At 34.9% G+C, this 7991-nt stretch carries 9 protein-coding genes; 6 read left to right on the top strand and 3 right to left on the bottom strand.

Features of this window, described 5'->3' with window-relative positions:
* Positions 1–517 precede the first annotated feature (517 nt).
* Positions 518–1123: a TetR/AcrR family transcriptional regulator gene (locus tag M3202_RS20150; protein ID WP_251225017.1), complete on the bottom strand. Its 606-nt coding sequence runs from the start codon at positions 1121–1123 to the stop codon at positions 518–520.
* 96 nt (positions 1124–1219) lie between these two features.
* On the opposite strand from M3202_RS20150, the gene M3202_RS20145 reads away from it, so the two are divergent.
* The 6 genes from M3202_RS20145 to M3202_RS20120 all read left to right on the top strand — a co-directional run bounded on the left by M3202_RS20145 (position 1220) and on the right by M3202_RS20120 (position 5083).
* Positions 1220–1933, top strand: coding sequence for a GAP family protein (locus M3202_RS20145; protein WP_017795853.1), 714 nt, complete (start codon positions 1220–1222; stop codon positions 1931–1933).
* A 24-nt stretch (positions 1934–1957) separates the two neighbouring features.
* Complete coding sequence (locus tag M3202_RS20140) at positions 1958–2179, top strand: hypothetical protein (RefSeq protein WP_017795852.1); 222 nt, start codon at positions 1958–1960, stop codon at positions 2177–2179.
* Between the two features lie 73 nt (positions 2180–2252).
* Positions 2253–3434: an acyltransferase family protein gene (locus tag M3202_RS20135; RefSeq protein WP_349775637.1), complete on the top strand. Its 1182-nt coding sequence runs from the start codon at positions 2253–2255 to the stop codon at positions 3432–3434.
* 466 nt (positions 3435–3900) lie between these two features.
* Complete coding sequence (locus M3202_RS20130) at positions 3901–4338, top strand: RNA polymerase sigma factor (RefSeq protein WP_149472855.1); 438 nt, start codon at positions 3901–3903, stop codon at positions 4336–4338.
* Positions 4322–4576: a helix-turn-helix domain-containing protein gene (locus tag M3202_RS20125; RefSeq protein WP_017795849.1), complete on the top strand. Its 255-nt coding sequence runs from the start codon at positions 4322–4324 to the stop codon at positions 4574–4576. Before M3202_RS20130 ends, M3202_RS20125 begins: the two co-directional genes overlap by 17 nt.
* 360 nt (positions 4577–4936) lie before the next feature.
* The gene (locus M3202_RS20120; RefSeq protein ID WP_017795848.1) at positions 4937–5083 is read left to right on the top strand and encodes a hypothetical protein; all 147 of its coding nucleotides are present in this window, start codon (positions 4937–4939) and stop codon (positions 5081–5083) included.
* A gap of 205 nt (positions 5084–5288) precedes the next feature.
* Here M3202_RS20120 and M3202_RS20115 read toward each other — a convergent pair whose 3' ends face one another.
* A complete protein-coding gene (locus M3202_RS20115) occupies positions 5289–7214 on the bottom strand; it encodes an ABC transporter permease (protein ID WP_251225015.1) in 1926 nt (641 codons plus the stop codon).
* Positions 7201–7968: a daptomycin efflux ABC transporter ATP-binding protein DrcA gene (drcA, locus tag M3202_RS20110; RefSeq protein WP_017795846.1), complete on the bottom strand. Its 768-nt coding sequence runs from the start codon at positions 7966–7968 to the stop codon at positions 7201–7203. The genes M3202_RS20115 and drcA overlap by 14 nt, the downstream gene beginning before the upstream one ends.
* Between the last annotated feature and the right edge of the window lie 23 nt (positions 7969–7991).

The raw sequence follows: 7991 nt of genomic DNA, 5'->3' as shown, positions 1-7991 counted from the left end.
AAGATACCCTTAAAAAGTCAAATAAAACTATTCAAAAATGGATGAAAAGTCAACTTCAGCAATGGATTAGCGGTCTGCCTACCTATATCAAGGCTTATTTATCAATTTCAGTCTGCGAAGTTTGAGTAATATTTATTTTCTCCTTTTTTGATTTTATAATATTGTGAATCAGAATGATTAATCGTAAATTTATTTTTGCAGAAAAAACATATAGTATCCAACATATTTTCACACTTCCTATCAGATTTTTATTGAAAAGTAACTATTTTTTAAACCTATGATTAAAAATGTGAATTTTTCATCTAATTTACTGCCATTCTAAAATAATTTATTTTTAACTTAGTTACAAGCTTATCCGTGAACTGTATTTTTACTAAAAATATGACGGCTATGCCTGTAATGGAAGGAAAAGCTGTAATATACTAAAGCCTACTTCATGCAACTGTTCAACAAAATGCCCCTTTGAAGTGCATCTCGTTATAACACAAATGGACTATAACTTCAGATACATGATCAATTAACTCAATTTACTTTCATCGCAGAGTGTTTCTAAATGATAACGGATTACTTCCTTCACCTTTTCTGGAGAGTAGACATCAGGTCTTAACAGAGCATGAATGGACAATCCATCAATTAATGCCGCTAGCCTACTTTTTTCTAATTTTACATTAGTTGAATCAGATAAAATCCCTTGTAGGACTAATATCTCGATCATTGAATTTGCTAATTCATACATACCGTTAGTCATTTCATCTTTTTTTTCTTTTAATGTATCACTTGTAAGTGACTGAAGTGCAAGGATCCACCAAACGCTCGTTTCGATTTTCTTTTCTTCATCAATTGGTACAAGCTCCAATAAAACTTCTGCGACTGCCTGCAATGGATTGTCTGGCCAACTTTTACTTTGAGAACGTTTTTTCCCTTCTTCCAGATAATAATCCATGATAAATAATAACATTTCATCCTTAGTTGAAAAATAATGTCTTAACGCTCCAGCAGACATGCCTGCTTCAATAGCAACTCTTCTTATAGATGCCTTTTCGATTCCCTCTTTCTTAATAATATTCCAAGCGGCCTCAGCAATTGACTTCCTCTTTTTTTCATGATCAACAATCCTTGGCATAAAAAATCACTTCCTTTTCTTAACACAGTGTGTTATTATAATTTTAACACACTGTGTTATTTAAATTATAACATATAAAAAGGAGAGACTCTATATTTGATCGAAAGTATTGAAGCATTAATGCCTTCTTCATCAATAGACACATCGATAGCTTTGCTAATTATTTCTATTTGCGCATTAATTGATATATTAAGTCCTGGTGTACTTGCTGTAACAGCCTATTTATTATTGACACAGCCTAATCAATTATCTTCTCGCTTGCTTGTTTTTTTGTTTATTACGCAGTTTGGCTACTTCATAGTGGGCTTATTCCTATACTTTGGTGGAGATTCACTATTGAAAGGAATCGGAAAATTATCTGAATTTGACTTTATCAATTGGTTTTATCTCCTTTTTGGAGCAGTTATTGTTCTAATTAGCTTCTGTAAACCAAATGATAATACAAAAAAACGTTTAATTTCATTTATACCCCAAAAAACAACGATGAAAGGGATGATCATGTTAGGTATCATTGTTTTTCTAATTGAATTTGTAACTGCGTTGCCTTACTTTTATTCCATTTTGTTAATGAATCACCTAACAATTGAGCCTTCCTCTTCTATCTTTATTATAATTGGCTACAATCTTGTAATGGTGCTTCCTTCTCTTCTTTTGTTAGGGGTTAATATTATGTTTAAAGAGAGACTGCAACAATTTCTAAATAAAATTAGATCAAAATTAAATGAAGCTCCGATTTCCTCACTGTTGGTAGCGATAGGAGTAGTAGGTGCAGTTTTTTTCAATATCGGTCTTAGAGGAATATTAAATTAAAAAATTATTAATGAGGTGTTCATCATGAAAGAAATAATCAGTGGACTTGGTCTACTTTTTGTTATACAGGGAGTAGGCGGATTAATTAATCATTTGACTAATGGTGGAAAAAGCTGGTTTTTGGTAAATTATATTAATGCGTTTCAGGGATTTGAAATTGTTATGGACATTATTTTTATTGTAGTTGGTGGGGTCATAAGTTTAGCCTCTTGGAAAATAGGCGGATCAACTAAAAGAGAAAATTAAAATATAGAGCAAATAGGACGGTTTATACATAGCCGTCCAGTTTGGCGGATGCTCCGTTGAAATATATTTTTAAATGTTTATAGAGAGGAACATAAGAATTATTATGAATTCAAGACATATAGGGAGCTTGTCTCCCCAAAAGGAAGAACGATTATATTTTATTGATAATCTAAGAGGAGCTCTTACAGTGTTGGTTGTGTTTCATCATTTGGTGTATTTTTCCATCTATAACGAGGTATTAACACAAGGGTCTATTGGGGTTGTAATGGGCCTTCTATTTCTTGCTTTTAACCAGACTTTCTTTATGGGGACATTTTTTCTTATTTCTGGTTACTTTGTCCCTTTATCTTTTGAACGAAATGGGGCAACTCGGTTTATCAAGGATAGATCTATCCGATTCCTAATCCCATTTATCTTCTATATTTTCATTCTTAGCCAAGTTCAAGCAATTGAAGCCTATATACTTAACCAAAAGCCATTTACATGGCAAACCTATTTTTCACATTTAACTTACGGCCCGATCTGGTACGTCGAGCTACTTTTCGTATTCGTTTGTTTATACGCAGTCTGGGCGAAGTTTATGAGTAAAAATAAGCTATCAGTAGTTCGGCAGAGTACGCCACCCACCTACAGGATGTTTACAGTCTTTGTAATGATATTAGCAGCAGGATACTTCACCATAAGACTGTGGGTTCCTGCTCTTGATTTACCCGGTGGATCTCCCGAGGTTCAATCATTTGTTGGACTTTTTACAGCAAGCGGCTATGATCTCCCACAATATGTCGGGCTATTCATTTTGGGTATCATCGCTTACCAACGTAATTGGTTTCGAAATACTCCTGATTCTATGGGGAGGGCGGGTTTTGGAATTGCAATTGGAGCATCGATTCTTCTTCTACCCTTAGTCTTGATATTTGGGGTAGACGGATTACAGTTTTCTGGCGGCTGGAACTGGACATCTTTGGTTTATTCTCTGTGGGAAGCTCTATTTTGTGTTGGCGTCTTTCTCGGATTAATCATATTCTTTCGCGAAAGAGTTTTTCATCAAGGAAAAGGTTGGAGCTTCTTGTCAGCCCATTCTTTCGTGATTTACATCATTCATATACCGATTATCGCTATTGTTATTGCTGGATTGAAGGTCATCCACTTTCCACCATCCTTCATGTTTCTAGCTATGATTCTGATCACGTTACCACTTTGCTTCTTGTTAAGTTATATAATTAAGCAGATTCCCTTTGTGTCAAAGATTCTTTAGGGATGGTGAGTATTAAAGAAGAAAAGAGGATACGACGATAATCATATCTGCCCTTATGCTTCTCAAAATAGAACTAATGAGCCTTTTCCACTTGGAATTTTTATCTGAGTGCTCAAAAGTATTAATTTTATAATAATAAGTGTTACGTGGAATACCGGCAATTTTGAGTAATGTCTTCACAGGATAATCGTGCCTTAGCTCATATATTACTTTTACTTTTTGTTTTGTCGTAATTTGTTTTCTTTTTGAACTAAGGCTTTCCACTTTTTTAAATAGAATTTTCCATTTAATAAAATGTATAAATTTTTACTCCCACCTGGCTTATGTTCAGTTGGGCTTTTTTGTATTTAATGAATATTTTTTAAAATATTGCTCTTATTTTTGGCATTTCATAAAAAATCTTGTTGAAGGTTATGAAAGGGGAAATCATCACCCACCTTTGCAGTTGCGAAGGGAGAGGAAATGCATGATAGAACCAGATCGTACCGAGTGGCAAGTTCGCTGTGCATTTAATGCTTTTTGTAAACGTGTACTGAAGAATGAAGCAATCAATATTTTCAACGAAAGACAACAACGACAAGCAAAGGAGATGACATTTTCTGATCTCACACCACAAGAAGAAAATCAACTCTATACCTTAGATCAGCAATATGAAGGAGAAGAAGGACAAAGTTTTCAAGTGGTTGGAAAGAAAATAACTCCGAAATTACTCGCTGAAGCGTTGCGTACTTTGCCAATAGAAAAGCGTAAGACAGTCCTACTATACTATTTTTTTGATAAATCAGATGTAGAAATAGCCGAACTACTAGAGATTCCTCGTAGTACGGTTCAGTATAGACGGACAAGCTCTTTTAAAAGGTTAAAGCGATTTTTGGAGGAACATGCAGATGACTGGGATGATTGATGCTAACACAAAAGACAACGAATGTGGCTTATTACCGTATCCAATTATTTTAGCTGCAAATAAGGGTGATCCAGAAGCGATGAATTACGTTATTTTGCATTATGGAAGCTATATGGCAAGTTTGTCTATGCGTAAACTTTATGATGAGCGTGGTAATACGTATTGGGGCATTGATGTAGACACACATGATCGTTTACGTTCGAAGCTTATGCAGGGCATTTTAGCTTTCAAGATTTGATTACATGGTTAAGTTTTCCCTTTCACATATATTGTTCTTTGACAAAGAAAGCACGGAAGATAACGCCGTGCAGTATAGACCGAAAATCAGATACGTTCTACTGATGATGAGCCACTTGATTCATACGCCATGACTTTCGATAGAAACGAGCGATTATCTATGAGTCTAATACAATCGTGGTGGATTGCTGGCGATAACCCATCAGTATGGATAATGATACTCCTCTACCGTCATGGTTCGAACGTTCAAAGCGTCGCAAGCTATGAGTAGAGCTGGAAGGAATACTTGCAGGGGTGAAATTCCCGTGGAGCTGTACCAACAGCCGTCTGATTTTTAATTAATTATAGGGGGGCGTGTTTTTTGAAACAGGATTTGATTCTTTATAGTATACAAATTGCTATGTTAAAACAACTGCTAACCCGTAATTTGATTACCAAGAAAGAATATTACATGGTTAAAAATAAATTAATGAAAGAATATGGCATTATTTCTGATATTACAGACTGAATTGTGTTTCTATTGGCGATACATTTTGTATAGGAGTTATCATATTTCCAATCATTCGATTTTTTGTTGTTAGAAGATTTAAGGATGTTCAATTTGATCTTCAATAATATAATCGGTCTAGATTCCAGAGTAATGAGGATTTTTTTAACAAAGGAATACATGAAAAAACACCTCCCGAACCGAACATTCGAGAGATGTTTCGCCCTTATTTGTTTACAATGCGATTGTACGTATTAACAGTTAATACGTAATAGACTGCATAGATAATAACAAAGAAGACTATAGCCATTAGAATAGGGAAAATAAGATTGATTCCAATGAGATTAGAAATAAAGTTGCTAGTAAAGTACAATGCCACACAACTGTGCAATATTCCTATGGTTAGTGGCAATCCAAACACAAATAATGACTGCCTTTTGATTGATTTACGTATATCCTTTTTATTGACACCGATTTTTCTAAGGATTTCATAGTGTCCTTTCGCCTCATTCGCTTCTGTTAACTGTTTGAAATAAATGATACTTCCAGTTGCTGCTAAAAATACTAGCCCCAAAAATCCGAAAATAAAGAGAGTAATTGCGTTTCCTTCTTTACCTTGCTTATACTCCGTATAAAATGATGAAGAAACTTGAAAATCGTTTCCAACCAGTTTATTTACTTTCTTTGATGTGGCTTGTGCCGTTACTTCATTTTCCACTTCATACACTTTATAAGTTAATGGAGCCTCTTTTTTGGCTATCTCAGCAAACATTTCGTTACTGACTACTAGAAAGAAATCGGGATAATCGAAAGGTAGCACATTACTTTCAACCATATGAACAAATGGCAGTTCGCTGCTTCCTTGAGGCAATTGAATCGTTATATTTTCTCCTTTAAAAACCGACTTCGTATATTCAGTAAACCTTGGCTGGATTACTGCTGCTTGATTTCCTGATAGTGAGACTGTTTCATCCTTATTTAAAGCATTCGCTACTTTATTAAATGTACTTTCTGAGATTAATTTCACAGGATTTATGTCATAATCCAGTTGAAATGAGAGTATTCCTTTTACCTGAATGACGGGTATGTCTAGTTGGGCTTTTATTGGATGTCGATGATCTGCTTTTATTATGCTCTCCACCTGCGAATCAAATTCTGGACCTTTTGACAAATGCGAATAGCTGAATGGAACAACTTCCTTAGCTCTTTTTTCGTTGCTGTAATACCCACTGTAAGTTGCACCTAAGAAACAGATCGTAGCAGCACTCAACAATGCAATGACTGTAAAGGTACGTGCATTCCCTCTAATACGAAACAGTAAACGAGATGTTTCAATTATTCTAGTTCCTCTGTAATAACGCGACTTATTTTTTTGTGATAATCTTAATAAATAGACCGTTACAGATCGAAAAAATAAATGGGTGCCAATGACGAGAGCAACAAAAGCAATACCATAATTTTTTATTAAATATTCCGTAGTAAATTCGTCAGGAAATGGTTTTAATATCAGCCAGTAACTAACGACAAGAAATATAACTCCGATAACAGCCGTAATAAGTGAAACCTTTGGAATTTGTTCTCCTTTTTTCTCATCATAGAATAATTCGATTAATGTAAAACGATAAATCAAACGGTAACCTTGAACGGAAGTGAATAAAATAATGACCATAAAGACTATGACTGTTTGGGTAATCGCTAGAATGGAAATACCGAAGTCCACCTCGGCAATTGAACCCATAAGTTTTATTAAAATCATTGCAAATAATTTGGAAAGTAAGGTTCCAAGAATAATTCCAATAACTATTGCAATGATTCCCATAATCAAATTTTCATAAAACAACATTTTTGCAATGGTTTTCTTGCGTAAACCAAGTATGGCGTACAATCCGACTTCTTTCTTCCTTTTTCTTGTGAAGAATGAATTGGAGTACAAAATAAAGATTGCTACGAATAAAATTAAGATAATTGATGATACCCCAAACATGAAACTCATTGTATCCGACAATTCAATGCTTTCCTGAATTTTTTCGCTATATTGCAAGGAAGTGAACGTATAATAAATAACCATGCTGAAGACGAGTGTAACAAAATAGACAAAATAATTATTGAAATTACCTTTAATATTTTTCCTTGCTAAACTAAATAACGTCATTTGCTCCACCCCCCAGTGCGGATAGAACATCCAATACCTTGTTGAAAAATTCTTTGCGGGATCTTTTCCCTTTTACAAGTTCTGTGAAGATTTTACCGTCTTTAATAAATAGGACGCGATTACAATAACTTGCCGCATAAGCATCATGGGTAACCATTAAAATTGTTGCCTTGTCTTGTTCATTAAGATCCTTTAAACTTTCTAATAAGTCTGTTGCTGATTTCGAATCCAACGCACCTGTTGGTTCATCTGCCAATATTAGGTTTGGCTTTGAAATAATCGCGCGTGATGCTGCCGTGCGTTGCTTTTGTCCCCCAGAAATTTGGTACGGGTACTTATTTAAAATGTCGCGAATGCCAAACTTATCTGCCACTTCATCTGCTCTTCGTTCCAATTCCTCAACGTTCAATTTTGCCAAGGCTAACGGCAAGATAATATTTTCTTTCACAGTTAGAGTATCTAATAAATTATAGTCTTGGAAAAGGAAACCAAGTTTGTCACGGCGAAAGGCAGATAATTGCTCTTCATTCATCTTTGTCAAATTGATTCCGTCAACCACGATGTCACCAGCAGTCGGCTCGTCAATTGTTGCCAATATATTTAGTAAAGTTGATTTACCAGCACCCGAGGGACCCATAATACCGACGAATTCACCTTCCATGACGGTTAAGTCTATATCCTCCAAAGCTGAAAATACATTTCCCTTTGCACCATAGACTTTTTTTATTTGTTTTGCTTCGACAATAGTTTTCATATTTAAATCCTCCATTCAGAATA

The organism is Halalkalibacter oceani (genome assembly GCF_023715605.1).
Classification (GTDB): domain Bacteria; phylum Bacillota; class Bacilli; order Bacillales; family Bacillaceae_D; genus Halalkalibacter; species Halalkalibacter oceani.
The sequence above is the reverse complement of the archived record's forward strand: the minus strand, read 5'-3'. Positions and strand labels throughout refer to the sequence as shown.